Origin of the sequence: Guyparkeria halopsychrophila (genome assembly GCF_044582135.1) — a bacterium.
Taxonomy (GTDB): Bacteria; Pseudomonadota; Gammaproteobacteria; order Halothiobacillales; family Halothiobacillaceae; genus Guyparkeria.
The window spans coordinates 64,159-83,011 of the sequence record NZ_JBDODP010000007.1 but is presented as its reverse complement, the minus strand read 5'-3'; the positions used below and the strand labels follow the sequence as shown (position 1 = coordinate 83,011).

General features: G+C 66.4%; 16 protein-coding genes and 1 other RNA gene. 16 read left to right on the top strand and 1 reads right to left on the bottom strand.

Annotated elements, in window-relative coordinates; genetic code table 11:
• The first annotated feature begins 304 nt into the window (after positions 1-304).
• On the top strand, positions 305-628 hold the full coding sequence (locus ABGV18_RS04695) for an H-NS histone family protein (protein ID WP_396581219.1): 324 nt from the start codon (positions 305-307) through the stop codon (positions 626-628).
• A 104-nt stretch (positions 629-732) separates the two neighbouring features.
• Here the strand turns inward: ABGV18_RS04695 and ABGV18_RS04690 are convergent, their stop codons facing one another.
• Positions 733-1,908: a hypothetical protein gene (locus tag ABGV18_RS04690; RefSeq protein ID WP_396585031.1), complete on the bottom strand. Its 1,176-nt coding sequence runs from the start codon at positions 1,906-1,908 to the stop codon at positions 733-735.
• A gap of 131 nt (positions 1,909-2,039) precedes the next feature.
• Between ABGV18_RS04690 and rnpB the strand changes: the two genes are divergently transcribed.
• The 15 genes from rnpB (at position 2,040) to ftsA (ending at position 18,843) form a co-directional block, all read left to right on the top strand.
• An RNA gene (rnpB, locus tag ABGV18_RS04685) (RNase P RNA component class A) lies at positions 2,040-2,395 on the top strand.
• Positions 2,396-2,746: 351 nt separating this feature from the next.
• Positions 2,747-3,199, top strand: coding sequence for a division/cell wall cluster transcriptional repressor MraZ (mraZ, locus tag ABGV18_RS04680; RefSeq protein WP_396585030.1), 453 nt, complete (start codon positions 2,747-2,749; stop codon positions 3,197-3,199).
• Positions 3,196-4,119: a 16S rRNA (cytosine(1402)-N(4))-methyltransferase RsmH gene (gene rsmH / locus ABGV18_RS04675; protein ID WP_396585029.1), complete on the top strand. Its 924-nt coding sequence runs from the start codon at positions 3,196-3,198 to the stop codon at positions 4,117-4,119. Before mraZ ends, rsmH begins: the two co-directional genes overlap by 4 nt.
• Positions 4,116-4,376 carry a cell division protein FtsL gene (gene ftsL / locus ABGV18_RS04670; RefSeq protein WP_396585028.1) on the top strand — a complete coding sequence of 87 codons (261 nt, stop codon included), beginning with the start codon at positions 4,116-4,118 and terminating at the stop codon, positions 4,374-4,376. The genes rsmH and ftsL overlap by 4 nt, the downstream gene beginning before the upstream one ends.
• On the top strand, positions 4,373-6,142 hold the full coding sequence (locus tag ABGV18_RS04665; protein WP_396585027.1) for a penicillin-binding transpeptidase domain-containing protein: 1,770 nt from the start codon (positions 4,373-4,375) through the stop codon (positions 6,140-6,142). Before ftsL ends, ABGV18_RS04665 begins: the two co-directional genes overlap by 4 nt.
• A gap of 1 nt (position 6,143) precedes the next feature.
• Entirely contained in the window at positions 6,144-7,661 is a 1,518-nt protein-coding gene (locus ABGV18_RS04660; RefSeq protein ID WP_396585026.1) for a UDP-N-acetylmuramoyl-L-alanyl-D-glutamate--2,6-diaminopimelate ligase, read from the top strand.
• A complete protein-coding gene (locus ABGV18_RS04655; protein WP_396585025.1) occupies positions 7,658-9,112 on the top strand; it encodes a UDP-N-acetylmuramoyl-tripeptide--D-alanyl-D-alanine ligase in 1,455 nt (484 codons plus the stop codon). The genes ABGV18_RS04660 and ABGV18_RS04655 overlap by 4 nt, the downstream gene beginning before the upstream one ends.
• Positions 9,093-10,175: a phospho-N-acetylmuramoyl-pentapeptide-transferase gene (mraY, locus tag ABGV18_RS04650; protein ID WP_396585024.1), complete on the top strand. Its 1,083-nt coding sequence runs from the start codon at positions 9,093-9,095 to the stop codon at positions 10,173-10,175. Before ABGV18_RS04655 ends, mraY begins: the two co-directional genes overlap by 20 nt.
• Positions 10,175-11,641: a UDP-N-acetylmuramoyl-L-alanine--D-glutamate ligase gene (gene murD / locus ABGV18_RS04645; protein ID WP_396585023.1), complete on the top strand. Its 1,467-nt coding sequence runs from the start codon at positions 10,175-10,177 to the stop codon at positions 11,639-11,641. Before mraY ends, murD begins: the two co-directional genes overlap by 1 nt.
• Complete coding sequence (gene ftsW, locus ABGV18_RS04640) at positions 11,638-12,894, top strand: putative lipid II flippase FtsW (RefSeq protein ID WP_396585022.1); 1,257 nt, start codon at positions 11,638-11,640, stop codon at positions 12,892-12,894. Before murD ends, ftsW begins: the two co-directional genes overlap by 4 nt.
• Entirely contained in the window at positions 12,891-14,021 is a 1,131-nt protein-coding gene (gene murG / locus ABGV18_RS04635; RefSeq protein WP_396585021.1) for an undecaprenyldiphospho-muramoylpentapeptide beta-N-acetylglucosaminyltransferase, read from the top strand. The genes ftsW and murG overlap by 4 nt, the downstream gene beginning before the upstream one ends.
• Complete coding sequence (gene murC / locus ABGV18_RS04630) at positions 14,021-15,457, top strand: UDP-N-acetylmuramate--L-alanine ligase (RefSeq protein ID WP_396585020.1); 1,437 nt, start codon at positions 14,021-14,023, stop codon at positions 15,455-15,457. The genes murG and murC overlap by 1 nt, the downstream gene beginning before the upstream one ends.
• Entirely contained in the window at positions 15,454-16,455 is a 1,002-nt protein-coding gene (locus ABGV18_RS04625; RefSeq protein WP_396585019.1) for a D-alanine--D-alanine ligase, read from the top strand. The genes murC and ABGV18_RS04625 overlap by 4 nt, the downstream gene beginning before the upstream one ends.
• Positions 16,455-17,264: a cell division protein FtsQ/DivIB gene (locus ABGV18_RS04620; RefSeq protein WP_396585018.1), complete on the top strand. Its 810-nt coding sequence runs from the start codon at positions 16,455-16,457 to the stop codon at positions 17,262-17,264. Before ABGV18_RS04625 ends, ABGV18_RS04620 begins: the two co-directional genes overlap by 1 nt.
• 334 nt (positions 17,265-17,598) lie before the next feature.
• Positions 17,599-18,843, top strand: coding sequence for a cell division protein FtsA (ftsA, locus tag ABGV18_RS04615; RefSeq protein ID WP_396585017.1), 1,245 nt, complete (start codon positions 17,599-17,601; stop codon positions 18,841-18,843).
• Positions 18,844-18,853: the final 10 nt, after the last annotated feature.

Sequence of the window (18,853 nt, the reverse complement as noted above, 5' to 3'; positions counted from 1 at the left end):
GCGCCCCTTCATTCATTTTGTCGTGCAGTCGTTGTCAGGACAGAAAACGAGTGGCAGGCCGTTTTCCGTGTTTTCGATGCAGAAACGATTTCGAGGCGATCTTTCGGGTAGTCGTCAGCTTTTGCGGGAATGTGTTGATGACTTGGTCGGTGTTATGACTCGGTAGGCGTTGACCTGTTTGTTTTAATGGGCTAGATTCCCGAGGTATTGGGCCGGGCCATGGAAAGCGCGGTTTTCTCCGGAAAGAATGCCGATTCGAGTGAATCCCATTCCGCCCGTTAATTTTTCAGGGGTACCTATCCAGATGAGTCAATTTGACGTAAAAAACCTTTCCGCCGACGAACTGAAGAAACTGGTCAATGATGCCGAGCAGGCCCTGCGCGAGCGCAGCAAGCAGCGCGTCATGGAGTTGCGCCGCGAGGCCGAGGCACTGGCCAGCGAGCTCAATACCAGCGTGGCCGACATCTTCGGCCTCGAAAAGGGCAGCAAGCAGGCAGGCAAGAAGTTGCCGGCCAAGTACATGAACCCGGCCAACCCGTCGCAGACCTGGTCGGGGCGCGGCAAGCGCCCCAACTGGCTGGTCGATGAGCTCAATAAGGGCAAGAAGCTCGAGGACTTCCGCATCTGAATCACCGGCCCCGGTGTTTGATCGGAGTGTTGCGAATTGATCGATGAGTCGGTCGAAAAGAACAGGCCCTGCCAAACGGCAGGGCCTTTTTATATGCGCTCCGATTAGCCTGCTTGCTTGATATGGCTAATGAGCCATTCGGGCGGTCGGTCGATATTGTCGAGGCAGTGCTGGGTGGCGCGTTCGATCACGCCGTGTTCGTGATAAAGCCCTTCCTTCTCGGCCCATTCGCGTACTTCCTCTTCGAGGATGCCGTGGTGTTTTGCCACGCTGATTAGCTGGACCACGCCGTCACGGTGCCATTTCGCCTGGGCCTGGCTTTTGTCGTCGTGGCTTTCGGCGACGGCTACCGAGGCGGCGGCAATGAGTGGTGCGCTTTCGCCTTGACGGGCCGAATCGCTCGCCAGCAGTCGCGCGGCCAGCGGGCAGGTGACTTCGGCGGGGGCGTGCAGCGACAGGGCGGCCGTGAACGCCAACAGCAGTTGTTGGGGGTCGTTGCCGGCCTGGTCGACGAGCCGGTTGAGTGCCGTGCGGTAGTCGCCGGCGCGGACCATCAGAGCCATGCCGCGCTCGCGCAGGTCCGGGTCGAGTTGGTTGCCGAGTCGGTTGAGGACCCGCTGCCAAAGGCCCAGGCGGTGGTCGTCGAGCCCGGGCGAGAGGTAGGGGGAGAGAATCTCCACGGCCTCCTCGGCGCCGCCCTGTTCCACCAGTTGTTCGATCAGCATGTCGGCGGCCTGCTCCAGCCAGGCTAGATCGTCGCAGCGTGCGGCGGTTTCCACCGCCTGGGTCAGGGGACGGATCGCCTTGAACAGGCTGCCTTGACGGCGGAGCAGGGTGGCCAGGTCGAGGTGAGCCTGGGTCGCGATTTCCGGCGGCAGGGCCGCGAATTGAGGGTGATCGACCAGATCGCGAAGCCGGGTGATCGCCCCGGCCACGTCGCCCCGCGCGGCGAGGGCGAGGGCCAGGGTATGCGTCAATCCCGCATCCCAGGCCTCGCTTAGCAACCCCTCGGCCAGGTCGCTGGCTTCCTGGAGTCGGCCCTCGCCGATCAGGGTCACGGCCAGGCCGTCCCCGATCTCGAATCGACGTGGGTCGTGGCAGTGGCGCATCCAGTCGAGCAGCCACGGCAGTTCGTCGCGATCGATGCGATCGGTCTGCCAGGCCTGTTCGTAGTACCAGTCGATCACGCTCGCGGCCTGATCGCAGTCCACGGCACGGGCGGCAGGTTCGGTCATTTGGGCGCGCAGGGTATCGAGACGCGCGGGGAACGATTCGGGCATGGTTCAGGCTCGAGGCAAGGGTGTGATCGGATCGATGGCGGGGTTCGAATTCTACCCGACTCCCCGTGGATGACGGCGTTGGGATGACACTCGCCTCGACACCGCCTGCGGTTTCTTTATACTCCGCCGCCGGAGTTGGCTAGATTGTCGCGGCGTCCCTCGGGGCGTCGAGGAAAGTCCGGGCTCCATAGGGCACGGTGCCAGGTAACGCCTGGGCGGCGCGAGCCGACGGAAAGTGCAGCAGAGAGTAGACCGCCGATGGCCGCCGCAAGGTGGCACAGGTAAGGGTGAAAGGGTGCGGTAAGAGCGCACCGCACGCGTGGTAACACGTCGTGGCAAGGTAAACCCCACCGGGAGCAAGGCCAAATAGGGGAACAATGGCGTGGCCCGCGCTGTTCCCGGGTAGGCTGCTCGAGCGCGACGGTGACGTCGCGCCCAGATGAATGGCAATCCACGACAGAACCCGGCTTACCGGCTGACTCCACCCCATTTTGTGTGTACCGGCGGAACGGCCCCGTTCCCGCCGGCGGATGCGGCTTCGCCGCATCGCCACTCGTCCTGATCGCTTTTCCCCGAGCGCCCCAGGCAGATCGTTTTCTTCCCGCTTTCCCCCACCGGCACTTCGGTGCGCCGGGATGCGGCCCCATGCATCCTCGTGCGCTTTATTACCTATGCGTGGTAACCCCCTGTTTTTATCTGGAAACAGGGGGTGGCCTTGCTCCCCTTTGTTGGCTAACTCCTTGTGGTCAAAAGAAAAACACCGCCATTTGCTTGATAGCCCTGTTGGCTGGGGCTATAGTGCGCACAGGTGTAGAAAAGTGGGAAAAAGTGGGAAAAAGTGTTCCGAGGCATCACCAACCTGAATCTCGACTCCAAAGGTCGCCTGGCCATGCCCACGCGTCACCGGGAGGCGTTTGCGCAGGATGAGAACCAGCTGATCCTCACTATCGATACCCAGGAACACTGCCTCCTTATCTACCCGCTGGCGACCTGGCTGGAAATCGAGAAACAGATCGACGCCCTGCCGTCCTTCAACAAGACCGCCAACCGCATCAAGCGGATGCTGATCGGTCACGCCACCCAGGTGGAGTTCGACTCGGCCGGTCGCATCGTCATCCCCCCCGCGCTGCGCGCCCACGCGAAGCTGGAAAAGCCGGCCGTGCTCGTCGGGCAGGGCAAGAAGCTCGAGCTCTGGTCGCAGACACTCTGGAATCAGATGACCGAGGAGTTCCTCGACCAGTCGGACGAGGACGACCAATTGCCCACGGCCTTGGAGACCCTGTCGCTATGACCGTCGATACCAGCCACGACACCGTGCTGCGCGACGAGGCGATCGAGTCCCTGGTCACCGATCCGGCCGGCACGTACGTGGATGGCACCTTCGGTCGCGGCGGTCACAGCCGCGCCATCCTGACGAAACTGTCCGCGAACGGCCAGCTGATCGGTTTCGATCGCGATGCCGAGGCGGCGGAGAGCGCGGCCCGACTGGCCGACGAGGATGCGCGCTTTTCGTTTATCCGGGCCTCCTTTTCCGGTTGGGGCGAGGCCCTGGCCGAGCATGGCATCGACCAGCCGGTGGATGGCGTGATGTTCGATCTGGGCGTGTCCTCCCCGCAGCTCGATCAGGCCGAACGCGGTTTTTCGTTCCGCTTCGACGGCCCGCTGGACATGCGCATGGACCAGAGCCACGGGCCGTCCGCCGCCGACTGGCTGGCGGTCGCCGAGGAAGAGGAAATCCGCGACGTGCTGTTTCGCCTCGGCGAGGAACGTTTCGCTCGTCGGATTGCGGCCGGCATCGTCGCCCGGCGCGAACAGGCGCCGCTGACCCGCACGACCGATCTGGTCGATTGCGTCGTCGACGCCATTCCGAGGCGCGATCCCAACAAGCATCCGGCCACCCGCACGTTTCAGGCCATCCGGCTTTATATCAACAAGGAACTCGACGAGATCACCCAGGCCCTCGAGCAGGCGCTCGAACACCTCGCGCCGGGTGGTCGGTTGGTCGTGATCAGCTTCCATTCGCTCGAGGATCGCATCGTCAAGCGTTTCATCCGCGATCACAGCACCGCCGGCAAGGATTTCTTCGGCAATCCGGTCGGCGAGGTGGCGCTCAAGAAGCTCGGCAAGGCCGTTCGGGCCGGCCGCGAGGAAACCGCCAGGAATCCGCGTGCACGCAGCGCAATCATGCGGGTTGCGGAGCGGGCGTCATGAGAGCCATTAACCTCTTTTTGCTGGTGCTGGTCGTCGCGAGCGCGCTCGCGGTGGTGGTGCTGGTGGCCGAGGATCGGCGCCTGACCCAGCAGATTGCTGTCGCGCGGGACGGTATCGAGCGTCTCGAAGGCACCTACGCCGAGCTGCAGCTTGAAGAGGGCACGTTGACCGCCCAGGGGCGGATCGAACGTATCGCGACCGAGGAACTCGGCATGCGTCCGCCGGCGGAAGATCAGATCACGGTGGTGTTCCGATGAACGCGGCCTGGGCATTCATTACCCATTGGGCCGCCTGGCTGGGCGTGCGCTGGCGTGCGGGCATCGTGCTGATGGTGTTCGCATTCGCGGCCGTGATGCTGCTCGGCCGGGCGGTACAGTTGCAGGTGACCGAACGGGATTTCTATGCCGAGCAGGGTGGGGATCGCCAGCAGCGCGTCCAGACCATCGCGGCCCATCGCGGCATGATCACCGATCGCCACGGCGAGCCGCTGGCGATCAGCGTGGCCATGCACGCGGTCTGGATTGACCCCAAGGTGATCGGCGCCCACCCCGAGGCGGTCAATCGGCTGGCGGCAATGCTCGACCAGCCTGCCGCCGAGTTGCAGCATCGGGTGCGCGAATACGGCTCGCGTCGCTTCCTCTACGTCGCTCGCCAGGTGCGCCCGAGTCTGGCCGAGACGGTGCGCGCGGCCAAGTTGCCGGGCGTGGGCCTCAAGCGCGAGTACAAGCGTTTCTACCCGACCGCGGATGTCACCGCACCGCTGCTCGGCTTTGCCAACATCGACGACGAGGGCCTGGCCGGCATCGAACTGAGTTTTGATCAGCTGCTTGCCGGCACGCCGGGCAAGCGGCGCATCCTCAAGGATGGCGATGGTCGCGAGATTGTCGACCTGGGCGTGGTCCAGGCCGCGCGGCCGGGTCAGGATCTCGCGCTGTCCATCGATCGGCGGCTGCAATACCTCGCCTATCGTGAGCTGTCGCGTGCGGTCGAGGAGCACGAGGCGCTGGCCGGTTCGGCCACCCTGATGAACGTGGCCACCGGCGAGGTGCTGGCCATGGCCAGTGCGCCGTCGTTCAATCCGAACAACCGCGCCACGATCGATCCGTCGCTTACCCGTAACCACGCGATCGTCGACCAGTTCGAACCGGGATCGGCGGTCAAGCCCTTTACCATGGCCGCCGCGCTGGCCAGCGGCCGTTGGCAGCCGTCCGATACCGTCGATACCGCCCCCGGCTACCGTCGGGTGGGTGGCTTTACCATCCACGATCACCGTAATTACGGCACGCTGGACATGACCGGCCTGCTGGAGAAGTCCAGCAACGTCGGTGCGAGCATGCTGGCCGAGGATATCGGGGCCCAGGCCATCTGGGACAGCTATCGTGGACTGGGCTTCGGACAGGTCACCGGGGTGGGCTTCCCGGGCGAGGCCTCCGGCTCACTCAGCCTGTGGCGCGACTGGCGGGTGGCGGACACGGCCGCCCACAGCTACGGCTATGGCCTGGCGGTCACGCCGTTGCAACTCACCTCGGCCTATGTCGCCCTGGCCAATGGCGGTCAGTTCGTGGCGCCCAGCCTGTTACGTCTTGACGACCCACCTCAGAGCCGGCCGGTGTACAAGCCCGAGGTGGCCGACCGCGTGGTCGGCATGTTGCGTTCTGTGGTCTCGCCGACCGGGACGGCACCCAAGGCCGCCGTGACCGGCTTCCAGGTCGCCGGCAAGACCGGCACCGTGCGCCGACTCGACGAGGGCGGCTACTCCCGTACCGACTACAACACCGTCTTTGCCGGTGTTGCCCCGGCGAGTGATCCGCGGCTGGCCCTGGTCGTGGTGTTGCACCGCCCCAGTGCCGGCCAGGTCTATGCCGGTGATGTCGCCGCCCCCGCGTTTCAGCGGGTGATGAGCGGTGCGCTTCGCATGCTCAACATCCGCCCGGACAACCTGCCAGAGCTGCCCGCCGGGCAGATCGCCGGGGACCTGCCGTCCGTGGTGGCCGACTCCACTCGATCCGGGGAGGCTGGCTGACATGGCGCGCGTGGCATTCCCCGAAATCGGCCTGCGAGAAATCACGATGCTGCGGCGCGCCGGTGCCCCGGATCGTCGCGTGCGCGCGATCAGCGACGACAGCCGTGATCTTGATGCCGGCACGCTGTTCTACGCCCGCGAAACCCAGTCGCACGATGCCGATCGGTTTGTCGCGGATGCCTTGGCACGCGGGGCGGCCGGGGTCATTGGTGCCGGCCTGACGCCGGCGGAGGGCGTGGTGCTCGTCGACCGCCCGGCGGAGGCGATCGCCGAACTGGTCATTCAGGCCAATGGCTGGAACCACGAGGCGGTGGCGATTACCGCGGTCACCGGGACCAATGGCAAGACTACCGTCTGCCATCTAATTGCCGGGTTGATCGGCCTCGACGGCGAGCCGGTCGGCGTGATCGGCACGTTGGGTTGGGGGCTGTGGTCGCCGCGAGCCGAATACCAGGCCACGACCAACACCACGCCGGGTCTGATCGAGAACTGGCGCCTGATCGGCGAGCTGGTCCGTGAGGGCGCGCGCGCGATCGTCATGGAGGTGTCGTCCCATGCCCTGACCCAGGGTCGGGTGGACGGCCTTCCCATCCGCACCGGCGTGTTCACCAACCTCGGTCGGGATCATTTCGACTATCACGGCGACATCGAGGCCTACCTCGGTGCCAAGGCCCAGCTGTTCGCCTTGCCGAGCCTGCGCCAGGCGGTACTCAATGCCGACCAATCGGCGACGCAACGCATGCTCGAGACGCTCGCGGCTCGAGAGGACGTCCCACGCCAGTTGTGCTTTTCGCTTGCTCCGGCTACCGGACTGACCGGTTGCCACCCGTGCCTGACCGGTGTGCTTGAGGCGCCGGAATCGGGGCGGATGCGATTGGCGGTCAGCGGCTTCGGCGAGCGGGCCGAACTCGAGGCCGCACTGGCCGGACGGTTCAATGCGGAAAACCTGCTCGCCGCGCTGGCCGCGCGCCTGGTGGTGGGCGAGACGCTCGACACCCTCTCGCACTACGTGGGACGCCTCAAGACCCCGCCGGGCCGAATGGAGACCTTTGCGGTCGGTAGCGGCATGACCGCGGTGGTCGACTACGCCCATACCAGCGATGCCCTGGAAAACGTGCTCACCAGCCTGCGTGACGGGCTGCCTGATGGCGCGCGCCTGGGCGTGATCTTCGGTTGCGGTGGCGATCGCGATACGGGCAAGCGCCCGCTGATGGGCGCGGTGGCCGAGCGACTGGCCGATTGGGTGATCGTCACCAGCGACAACCCGCGCAGCGAGCCGCCCGAGGCGATCATCGACGCCATCGTGGCCGGCATGAACAAACCCGAGGGGGTCGAGCGTCTCGTCGATCGGCACGAAGCGATCGCGATCGGCATCCGGCGGCTGGCCGAGGGGCGGCCGGGCGATTGTCTGCTGGTGGCCGGCAAGGGCCACGAAACCGGCCAGGAGATCGGTGACGAAATGCGGCCGTTCGATGACCGCCTGGTGGTGCGTGAACAGGCGCGGGAGGTGGCGGCATGATCCGGACCACACTCGAGCAGATCGCCCGCTGGGCCGATGGACGGTTGGCGACGAACGCCGACGGGGCACTGCCGATTGCCGGCGTGGGGACCGATACCCGCACCAACCTGGGCGGTCGCCTGTTCGTTGCCCTGAAAGGCCCGAACTTCGACGCGCACGGCTTTATCGACCAGGCGGCCCAACAGGGGGCGGTTGCCGTGCTGGTTGAACAGGAACAACCGGATTGCGCCCTGCCACAGGTGATCGTCGACGACACGCTCGCCGCCCTGGGTCGATTGGCGCGGGGCTGGCGCGAGGCGGTCGATCCGACCGTGATCGGGATCACCGGTAGCAGCGGCAAGACCACCGTCAAGGAATTGCTCGCCGCCATGCTGGGTCAGATCGGCGCCACGGCGGCCACCCGCGGCAATCTCAACAACGATATCGGTGTGCCGCTGACCCTGCTCGACTGGGCGCCCGAAACGCAGTACGCGGTGGTCGAGATGGGTGCCAACCACGTCGGCGAGATTGCCCGGCTGACCGAGTTGGCTGCCCCGAACATCGTCGTCGTGACCATGGCCGGGCGGGCCCACGTAGGCGAATTCGGCTCGGTCGAACGGATCATCCAGGCGAAGGGCGAGATTTATCGTCACCGGCCCAGCGCGGCGCGTGCCCTGATCAACCTCGACTCGGCAGGCGTGGATCGATGGCTGATCGACGCGCCGACCGCCGAGACGTTCACGCTCGATCCCAGCCACCACAAATGGGCGACCTGGACCGGTGAATACGACGCGACCGCCCATCAGCTGTCGGTCACCGAGCGCGGCCAATGGCTGTTCGAACGCCTTGCCGTGCCCATGCCCGGTGCGCACAACGCGGCCAACCTGCTCGCCGCGATCGCCCTGGCACGTCTGGCGGGCGCCTCGGTCGAGGCGATCAGGACGGGGTTGGCTGCCTTCTGCCCACCGGCGGGCCGGATGGACGTGATCACGCTGGCCAATGGCTGGCAATTGATCGACGACAGTTACAACGCCAACCCCGAATCGATGCGAGCGGCGCTCGGCTACCTGGCCGGCCAGCCGGGGTCGCGGTTTGCCGTGCTCGGCAGCATGGGGGAACTCGGTTCGGAGGCCGAGGCGTTGCATCGCCAATTGGGCGCATTCGCCGCGGGCCAAGAACTCCAGGGCGTGATCGCGGCCGGCCCGGGCGCCACGGCGCTCGCCGCGGGTTTCGAGGCCGCCGGTGGCGCCGCCGGCACGCTCGACGTGGTCGATGACAGCGAGGCGGCGACCCAGGTATTGCGACAACGTCTGGCCGACGAGGACCAGACGGCGGTAACCGTGCTGCTCAAGGGCTCACGTTTCATGCACATCGAACGGGTCCGCGAGGCCTTCGAGCGGGAGATCGGCATGGCGCCGGGGACCGGCAAGGAATCCACAGGGAGGGGGCGAGATGCTGCTCTGGTTGACTGAATGGCTGACCCAGTACGCCAGCTTCTTTGGCGTATTCGAATACCTGACGTTCCGGGCCATGCTGGGCGTGGCCACGGCGCTGCTGATCTCGCTGGCTATCGGCCCGTTCGTCATCCGCTGGCTGCAGAGCGTCAAGGCCGGCCAGCCGATTCGCGAACTCGGCCCGCAGACCCATCTGGCCAAGGCGGGCACGCCCACCATGGGCGGGGCACTGATCCTGATCGCGATCGCGGTCTCGATGCTGCTCTGGGGAAATCTCGGCAATGTCTATGTCTGGGTGGCGCTGCTGACGACCATAGGCTTCGGCCTGATCGGCGGCTGGGACGACTACCTCAAGCTCTCGCGCCGCCACAGCGACGGGCTGGCCGCGCGCTGGAAGTACTTGGGCCAGTCGGTGATCGCGCTGATCGCCGCCGTCTTCCTGTTCATCATCGCCGAGACGCCCGCCGAGACCAGCCTGCTGATCCCGCTGGTCCGGGATGCCCTAATCCCGCTGGGTTTCGGTTTCGTGATCCTCACCTATTTCGTGGTGGTCGGCAGCTCGAATGCCGTCAATCTCACCGACGGGCTCGATGGCCTGGCGATCATGCCGACCGTGCTGGTCGCGGGCGGGCTGGGCGCATTCGCTTATGTCACCGGCCATTACGAGTTCGCCAATTACCTGGGACTGCCGTTCATCGCCGGGGTGGGCGAACTGGTGGTCTTTTGCGCCGCGATCGTCGGGGCAGGGCTCGGCTTTCTCTGGTTCAACAGCTATCCCGCCCAGGTATTCATGGGCGACGTCGGCGCCCTGGCCCTCGGGGCGGCGTTGGGCATCGTCGCAGTGATGGTCCGCCAGGAGATCGTGCTGTTCATCATGGGCGGGATCTTCGTGCTCGAGACCGTCTCGGTGATGCTTCAGGTCGCCTCGTTCCGCCTGACTGGCAAGCGGATCTTTCGCATGGCGCCGATCCATCACCACTTCGAGCTCAAGGGCTGGCCGGAGCCGAAGGTGATCGTGCGCTTCTGGATCATCACCGTGATCCTGGTGTTGGTCGGCCTGGCAACGATGAAGGTGCGCTGATGAAACTGATTGTCGGCATGGGACAGACCGGATTCTCCGCGGGGCGCTTCTTCGCCCGTCGCGGCGAGCCCTTCGTCGCCGCCGACACCCGTGGTGCCAGCGCCCCCCACGCTGCCTGGCAGGCGGCGTTCGGCGCCGGGACGGTCTTCGACGGGGACTTCGGCGCGGGCATGCTCGACGCCGCCGAACTCCGGGCGCTTGAAGGCATCGTGGTGAGCCCGGGGCTCGACCCCGCGGTTGAACCGCTGGCGGGCCTGCTGGTCGAGGCTCGTCGCCGTGGCATCCCGGTGGAGAGCGACATTGCCGTCGCCCTGCGCCACGCCCCGGTGCCCTATGTCCTGGTCACCGGCTCGAACGGCAAGAGCACGGTCACGGCCCTGACCGCCGAACTGCTCACCGCCGCGGGTTACCGGGTGGGCATCGGGGGCAACTACGGCACCCCAGCCCTCGATCTGCTGGCCGAATCGTTGGATGTCCTCGTCCTCGAGGTGTCGAGCTTTCAACTGGAGGCCTGCGATGCGGCGGCCATCCGCGCACGTGCCGCGACCGTGCTCAATATCAGCGCCGATCACCTCGACCGGCACGGCTCGATCGCGGCCTACGCCGCACTCAAACAAAAGATCCTTGTGCAGGCCGACACGGCGGTGATCAATGCCGACGATGCCCGGGTGTGCGCGATGGCGGCCGACTGCGAGGGTCAGCTCGTGACGTTTTCCGCGGCCACGAACGACGATTCGCTTGCCGCCAGACATCGCTATTACCTCGATGCCGACGGCGAGTCCCTCTGCCGTGACGACCAGCGGCTGTTTGCCGGAGACGATCTTGCGTTGCCGGGGGCCCACAACCGCATGAACGCGTTGGCGGCCTTGGCGCTGGTCGAGGCGGTCGCCGGGCGGGCGGCGTTTGATGGCAAGGCCCTGCGCGCGGCGCTGGCGGCGTTTACCGGACTGCCGCATCGCATGCAGGTGGTCTGCCGCTGGCCGATCAATGGCGGCGAGGTGCGATTTATCAACGACTCCAAGGCCACCAACGTCGGTGCTGCCGTGGCCGCGATCGACGGGTTGGCCGTCGGTGGGGCCGCCGGCCAGGTGGTGATCGTTGGTGGGCAGGCCAAGGGGCAGTCCTTCGATGAGTTGGCCGCGGCCCTCAAGGCCCATGCCCTGGGCGTGGCGCTGATTGGCGTCGATGCCGCCCGGATCGAGTCGGTACTCGCCTCGGTGGCCGGGGACACATTACCCATCGCACGCTGCGAGTCGCTCGAGGCGGCCGTGGCGTGGTCAGCCGATCAGGCGTCTGCCCGGGTATCGGCTGGCCGGCAAGTGGTTGTCCTGCTGTCGCCGGCCTGCGCGAGCTTCGATCAGTTCAGCGGCTATGCCGATCGCGGTGAGCACTTCGCACGTGCGGCCGAAGCGGTCTGTGACACACGTGACGTGTCGCCGCCGGTTTCCGCGGAGGTGGCCTCATGAGCCTGTGGCAACTCAACGCCCGCGGTTGGCAATCCCTGGGGCGCTTCGGCAGTCGGGGTCTGCAATGGCTCGCCGATCGCAATGTGGTCGACGGGGCGAAAGATGCCACCAGCGGCATCTCCCTGGACCGGTCGTTCCTCATTGCCCTGCTGGCGCTGTTGTCGATTGGTCTGGTGATGGTCGCTTCGGCCACGCTCGGCATGGGGGATTCCGCGTCGGTCGGCCGTGGCCTGCTGATTCGCCAGTCCGGCGCGGTGGTTGTCGGTTTGATCGCGATGGCGGTGCTGCTGATGGTGCCGTTGCGCCACTTCGTGGCCCTGCGAAACGTGATCCTGATCGGCTCGATCCTGTCGTTGGCCGTGCTGTTCATTCCGGGTGTGGCGCATACCGTCAACGGGGCGACGCGCTGGATCGATCTGGGCTTCGTCCGGGTGCAGGTGAGCGAGTTTGCCCGGCTGGGCATGATCGTCTGGATGGCCGCCTACCTCGGTGTGCATCTGGAAAAGGTGCAAACGCGTATCCGCGGCATGGCCGCCCCGGTGGGCGTGATCATGCTCGCCTCGACACTCCTGCTGCTGCAGCCGGACTACGGCAACACCCTGGTGCTCGGCGCGACGCTCTTTGCCATGGCCTGGCTGATGCGCGCCCAGCTGCAGACGATGCTGATGCTGATGGTCGCCGGCGGGGCATTGGCCGTCGTCGGCGTGTTCTCGGCCCAGTATCGGGTCGATCGTCTGCTGTCGTTTTCCAATCCGTTCGCCGATCCGTTCGGCGATGGCTACCAGCTGGTCAATGCGCTGATCGCCATCGGCACCGGCGGGCTGTTCGGCCGCGGCCTGGGCGAGGGCGTGCAGAAACTGGCCTACCTGCCCGAGGCCCACACCGACTTCATCTTCGCGGTCTACGCCGAGGAGTTCGGCCTGTTTGGCGTCATCGCGTTGCTGGGGCTCTACAGCGTGTTGGTCTGGCGTGGCTTCGTGATTGCGCGGATGGCCTGGGTGGTGAAGCACTACACCGGCGCGGCACTGGCCTGGGGCATCAGCACCTGGATCGGCATGCAGACGCTGATCAACATGGGCGTGAACATGGGGCTCCTGCCCACCAAGGGCCTGACCCTGCCGCTGATCAGTTACGGCGGTTCGGCGATGGTCGCGACCTTGCTCGCCATGGGGTTGATCCTGCGTGTGCATCACGAGGCGAGCCGATCCCTCGCCGATGCCGGCATCGAGGATGTGCGCGAGGTGAACCGATGAGCCGCGCGGTGATCTACGTCATGGCTGGCGGGACCGGCGGGCACGTGGTGCCGGCCCTGGCCGTGGCCGATGCGCTGGCCGAGCGCGGCTACGCCATCTGCTGGATGGGCACCGAGCGGGGCATCGAGTCCCGCCTGGTGCCCCAGGCCGGCTACCCGATCGACTACCTCGCCATTGGCGGCCTGCGCGGCAAGGGGCTGGGCACTCGCCTGGCCGCCCCCTTCCGTCTGCTGCATGCCGTCTGGCAGGCCGGGCGACTACTGCGACGCCATCGACCCGCGCTGGTCATCGGCATGGGCGGTTTTGCCGCCGGCCCGGGAGGGCTGGCTGCGTGGCTGGCGCGCCGCCCGCTGGTGATCCACGAACAGAACGCCATTGCCGGGCTGACCAACCGCGTCCTCGCCCGCCTGACCCGCGTGACGCTGGCCGCCTACCCGAAGGCCTTCGGCCGCTCCCTGCCGTCAAGCTGCGTGGTGGGTAACCCGGTGCGATCGGCCATCGCGGCCCTACCGGACCCGGCGACCCGTTTCGCGGGCCGCGAGGCGCCGGTGCGCGTGCTGGTCCTCGGCGGCAGTCTGGGCGCCCAGGCGCTGAATGAGGCCGTGCCCCAGGCCCTGGCGCGCATCAGCCAGCGCACCGACCTGGCCGTTCGTCACCAGGCGGGCCCACGCCACCTGGAGCAGGCGAGAGTCCATTACGAGGCGGCCGACTGGGGCGCCGACAGCCGTCACGAGGTATCGGGCTATATCGATGACATGGCCGAGGCCTTCGGCTGGGCGGATTTCGTCATCGCCCGGGCGGGTGCCATGACCGTCGCCGAGATCGCCGCTGCCGGCGTCGGCGCGCTGTTCGTGCCGTTCCCGCATGCCGTCGACGATCACCAGCGATTCAACGCCGCCTGGCTGGTGGATCAGGGCGCGGCGCGGTTGCTCAACCAGCGCGAGGCGGACGTTGACACCCTGGCACGTCTGCTCGGTCCCTTGCTGGCCGACCGAGCGGCGCTGCTCGACATGGCGAGCCGTGCCCGCGCGGCGGCCGTGCCGGATAGCACCGCTCGGATCGCCGCGATTTGCGAGGACGTGATCGCCGAGCGGACCAAGAACAAACAACCTGGGGAGGGCCGGTAATGGAAGCAATCACAGCCGATTTTGCCCCGGTCGCGCAGGTGCGCATGCGCAAGGTGCGCCACCTGCACTTCGTCGGCATCGGCGGGGCGGGCATGAGCGGTATCGCCGAGGTACTGCACACCCTGGGCTTCGTGGTGTCCGGCTCGGACATGAACGAATCGCCGGTCGTCCAGCATCTGCGCGAGCTGGGCATCGAGGTGTTCATCGGGCACGCCGCGGCGAACCTCGCCGGGTCCGACGTGCTGGTGGTCTCGACCGCTATTGCTGCGGACAATCCGGAACTGGTCGCCGCGCACGAACGCCGGCTGCCGGTGGTGCGTCGCGCCGAGATGCTGGCCGAGATCATGCGTTTCCGGATCGGTCTGGCCGTCGCCGGCACCCACGGCAAGACCACTACCACCTCGCTGCTCGCCGCGATCATGGCCGAGGCCGGTCTCGATCCGACCTACGTGATCGGCGGCAAGTTGCTTTCCAGCGCCTCGAACGCGCGTCTCGGACGGGGTGAATACCTGCTGGCCGAGGCCGACGAGTCGGATGCCTCGTTCCTGCACCTGCAGCCGCACGTCGCGGTGGTCACCAACATCGATGCCGATCATCTCGAGACCTACGACAACGATTTCTCGCGACTGCTGGATCATTTCGTCGAATTCCTGCACAACCTGCCGTTCTACGGCCTGGCGGTGCTCTGCGCCGATGATCACCACACGATGGGCATCGTCGAACGGGTGGGGCGTCAGGTGCTGACCTACGGCATCGATGAGCCGGCCGACGTGCGCGCCACGGCCATCCAGAGTGATGGCTTCGAGTCAAGATTCGACGTCAGTCTGCCGGGCGACGAGTCGTGGCATTGCCGATTGGCGATGCCGGGCCGGCACAACATCCTCAACGCGCTGGCGGCGATCACGGTGGCCCATGACCTTGGGATCGACGGCAAGGCGATCGTGCGGGCACTGGCCGGGTTCAAGGGCGTCGGTCGTCGCCTCGAACGCCGTGGCTCGCTCGCCTTCACCCAAGGCCGGCGGATGCTGCTTGATGACTATGGCCATCACCCGCGCGAGGTCGCTGCGACCCTGGCCGCGGTGCGCGATGCCTGGCCGGATGAGCCGCTGCTCTTGATCTTCCAGCCGCATCGATACACCCGGACGCGTGACCTGTTCGAGGACTTCGTCGAGGTGCTCTCGCAGGTCGACCAGCTGATCCTGATGGAGGTCTACGCCGCCGGCCAGCAGCCGATCGCGGGTGCCGACGGTCGCAGCCTGGCACGAGCGATTCGCGCCCGCGGCCAGGTCGACCCGGTCTTCGTTTCCGAGCCCGCCCAGGTGGTCGAGGTGATCGACGACATGGTGGGGGACAACGGCATCGTGTTGACGCTGGGTGCCGGCAATGTCGGCAGCCTGCCGGGTCTGTTGCTGGAGCACTGGGGGGACCGGTCATGAGCGAGCGGACACAGGCCCTTGGTCGCGTGATGGTGCTGATGGGCGGTTGGTCGGCCGAGCGTGACGTTTCGCTGGCCAGCGGTCGGGCCGTCCACGAGGCATTGCTCTCCGCTGGGGTGGATGCGATCGGCGTCGATCTCGATCGCGCCGCTGCCCAGGAACTGGGCCATCGCCTGGTGGCCGAGCGGATCGACCGGGTCTTTATCGCCTTGCACGGTCGTGGTGGCGAGGACGGTCAGGTCCAGGCATTGCTGGAACTGGCCGAGGTGCCCTACACCGGCAGCGGCATGGCCGCCTCGGCGGTCGGCATGGACAAGGTGATGTGCAAGCGCATCTGGCAGGGCGCGGGTCTGGACACGCCCGCCTTCTCCGTGGTCGACAGCCCGGCCGCGGCCCGCGAAGCCGCCGAGTCGATGGGCTGGCCGGTGATCATCAAGCCGACGGCAGACGGCTCGAGCGTGGGCGTGAGCAAGGTCGATGAACCGGCGGGCGTCGAACAGGCGTTCCGCGAGGCCGCCCTCCACGGCGAGGTGATGGTCGAGCAGTTCATCGCGGGGGGCGAGTACACCGTCGCGATCCTCGGTGAGCAGAGCCTCCCGGCGATCCGTATCGAGGCGAGCGCCGAGCATGCCTTCTACGACTACCAGGCCAAGTACGAGGCCGAGGACACCGGCTACCGGATCCCCTGTGGCCTCTCGGACGAGGAAGAGGCCCGGCTGGCCGAGGTCGCCCGGACGGCCTTTGGCCTGATCGGCGCCCGTGGTTGGGGCCGAGTGGATTTCATGCGCGACGCCGAGGGGCGTCACTGGTTGATCGAGGTGAACACGGTCCCCGGGATGACCAGTCATTCGCTCGTGCCCATGGCCGCCCGTGCGGTAGGCGTGGACTTTCCGGGGCTGTGTGTCGCGATTCTCGAACAGACCCTGGTCAACCCCGCCAACCTAGTCAACCCGGATGAGGCGTCCACGGGAGGTGAGTCGGCTGATGGAGCGATTTGATGACAACGCGACGAGCCTCCCGAGTACGGCCCCGCGGACCGAGCTGGCACGACCGCTGGACTGTATTCGTCACTGGCCTGCGGGTGGCGTTGCGCTGGGCCTGGCGGATCGGCCTGTGGCTGGCCTTTGTCGCCGCAGTGGCGCTGGTCTCGCAACGGGTCTGGCTCAAGCTCCAGTCGCCGGTGGCGGCACTGGAGATCGACGGAACCAACCGTTTTGTCACCGAAGAGCAGGTGCGACAGGAACTCTGGCCGGCTCTCGGGCAGGGCATCTGGGCGGTGGATATCACGGCGTTGCGCGAGCGACTGCTGAACGACGGCTGGCTTACCGAGGTGCGTATCACCCGGCAATGGCCGGACCGACTGTTGGTGAGCCTGCAGACCCATCAGCCGATCGCCGCCTGGAACGAGGATCGGCTGCTGAGTGCGTCGGGTGTGGTGTTCGCGCCGCAGCGGCGTCCGGTCGATCTACGCTTGCCGAGGCTGGCCGGTCCCACCGGCAGCCAGTGGACCGTCTGGGAGCGCTACACGAGCCTCAAGCCGGTGCTTGCCGGCGTAGGGATGGAGCTGACCGGCGTGGCCATGAGCCCGCGCGGCTCGTTGAGTCTGTCGCTCGCCTCCGGGGCGGTGATCCAGACCGGGCAGGAATCGCTGGAGGCGCGCCTGCAGCGACTTCTCGACGTCTATCCGGACACGCTCGCGGGGAAGATGGATCAGGTCGAGCGGATCGACCTGCGCTACAGCAACGGTTTTGCCGTGGCGTGGCGCAACACGGACGACGAAACAAACAACAAGACAACACAAAACTGACAACAGGGATGGTAGGGGAACTCTGCACGATTCGATGGCGCCTCTGGCTCGCGGATTTGTTCGCAATCAAGACGCCGTGTCGAAGGCGGGCTCATTGCCCGGCGAGGGGCGGCAACGTCGAGTGCGGGCAAATCCGCGAGCCCCATCGGGGCGGGCCGCCAAGGACCCATTTGCGGCGTTGCAGTCCTTGTAAAGGACCACCGTCATTCACGGCGGACTGCGCCTTGCAACTGGGCCCTTGGCGGTCCCGCAGAGGCACTATCGAATCGTGCAGAGTTCCCCTCGGGAGCCAGGAACGATCGGAAACCATGGCAATCAAGGGCAGAAACAGAGCATGAGCGCGTTGAGAAAAGGAGAGCGGGAGTTCGTTGTCGGACTCGACATCGGCACCAGCAAGGTGGCGGCCCTCGTTGGCGAATGCGACGGCGACGGGCGGTTGAGCCTGATCGGCTATGGCTCGCATCCGACCAACAAGGGGCTGCGGCGGGGCTCGGTGGTCGATATCGAATCCACGTCGATGGCGATCCGCCGCGCGATCGACGGGGCGAGCGCCTTGTCGGACTGTGAGATCGGCTCGGCCTGGGTGGGTGTAGCCGGCGATCACGTGCGCAGCATGGATTCGCAGGGGATGACTGGCACCGGTGGGCGAGAGATCACCGACGCCGACGTCAAGCAGGTGATCCAGTCGGCCCGGGCGGTCAAGATCCCCGACGGCCAGCAGATCCTGCACTGCGAGCCGCAGGAATTCCGTATCGACGGTCAGGACGGTATCCGCAAACCGCAGGGCATGAGCGGCCATCGGCTCGAGGCGAACGTGCACATTGTCACCTCGGCGGCAAACAACGTGCAGAACGTGATCAAGTGCGTCGAGCGCTGTGACGTGCATGTCGAGGGCACCATCCTCGAGCCGATAGCCGCCGCCCGAGCCGTGCTCAACGATGATGAGCGCGAACTCGGGGTGGTGCTGATCGACATCGGCGGTGGCACTACGGATATCGCCATCTACACGGGTGGGGCGCTGCGCTACGCCGCCGTGCTGCCGATTGCCGGCGAGCAGATCACCAACGATCTGTCCTACGGCCTGACCACGCCGCCGACCGAGGCGGAAAAGATCAAGATCAACCACGCCAACCTGGGCGCACTGGACGAGCGTGAGGCCTCGCGCGCCATCGAGGTGCCGGGGGTTTCCGGCCGGCCGCCGCGGCGTATCCCGCAGGAGACGATGATGCGCATCGTCCGCCCGCGGGTGGAGGAGCTCCTCTCCTATGTGCAGGAGGAGATCCGCCAGTCGGGCTGCCAGAACCTGGTGAATGCCGGCGTGGTGCTGACCGGCGGCACGGCGCAGATGCCGGGCTTTGTCGAATTGGCCGAAGACTTTCTGCAGATGCCGGCCCGACTGGGCACGCCCCAGGGCGTGGTCGGCAATCTGGATGCCTTGGGAGACCCGGCGAACGCCGCCGGGATCGGCTTGATGCTGCACGGGCTGGAACAGGCCCGCGAACAAACGGCCCATGGACCGTCAATGGCCCATGGAAATGTTCTGGAACGGCTCAAGGGCTGGTTCCGTGATCACCTTTGATTTACACCAC